Origin of the sequence: Virgisporangium ochraceum, from assembly GCF_016863655.1 — a bacterium.
Lineage (GTDB): Bacteria > Actinomycetota > Actinomycetes > Mycobacteriales > Micromonosporaceae > Virgisporangium > Virgisporangium ochraceum.
Genome location: NZ_BOPH01000194.1, coordinates 1 through 676 on the forward strand (window position 1 = coordinate 1; position 676 = coordinate 676).

Genomic DNA, 676 nt, shown 5'->3' on the forward strand with positions numbered 1-676 from the left:
ACGCGCCGTCCTGGTTCACCGCGGAGCCACGCACCACCGCGAGGACCGGGTGGCCGTTGCGCCGCGCGTCCGACAGCCGCTCCACCAGCAGCATCCCCACGCCCTCGCCCCAGCCCGTGCCGTCGGCGGCGCCCGCGAACGCCTTGCACCGCCCGTCGGCGGCGAGCCCCCGCTGGCGGGAGAACGCCACGAACGTCCCCGGCGTCGACATCACCGTCACGCCACCGGCCAGCGCCAGGTCGCACTCGCCCCGCTGCAGCGCCTGCACGGCCAGGTGCAGCGCCACCAGCGACGACGAGCACGCCGTGTCGATCGTCACCGCGGGCCCCTCCAGGCCGAGCGTGTACGACACCCGGCCCGACGCGATGCTTCCCGTGTCACCGTTGCCGATCGAGCCCTCGACGACGTCCACCGAGTACTGCAGCACCGTCGCGTAGTCGTGGTACATCACACCCGCGTAGACGCCGGTGCGGCTGCCGCGCAGCGTCCGCGGGTCGATCCCGGCGCGCTCGATCGCCTCCCACGAGGCCTCCAGCAGCAGGCGCTGCTGCGGGTCGGTCCCGACGGCCTCGCGCGGGCTGATGCCGAAGAACGCCGGGTCGAACCGGTCGGCGTCGTGCAGGAAGCCGCCCTCGCGGGCGTAGCTGGTGCCGGGGTTGTCGGGGTCGGGGTGGTA

Annotated in this window: 1 protein-coding gene; it reads right to left on the minus strand. The window is 74.4% G+C overall.

Annotated features, from left to right (window positions below; all coding sequences use genetic code 11):
- Positions 1-676: beta-ketoacyl synthase N-terminal-like domain-containing protein (locus Voc01_RS52655; protein ID WP_203935345.1), on the minus strand; the 676-nt coding region annotated here is incomplete at both ends.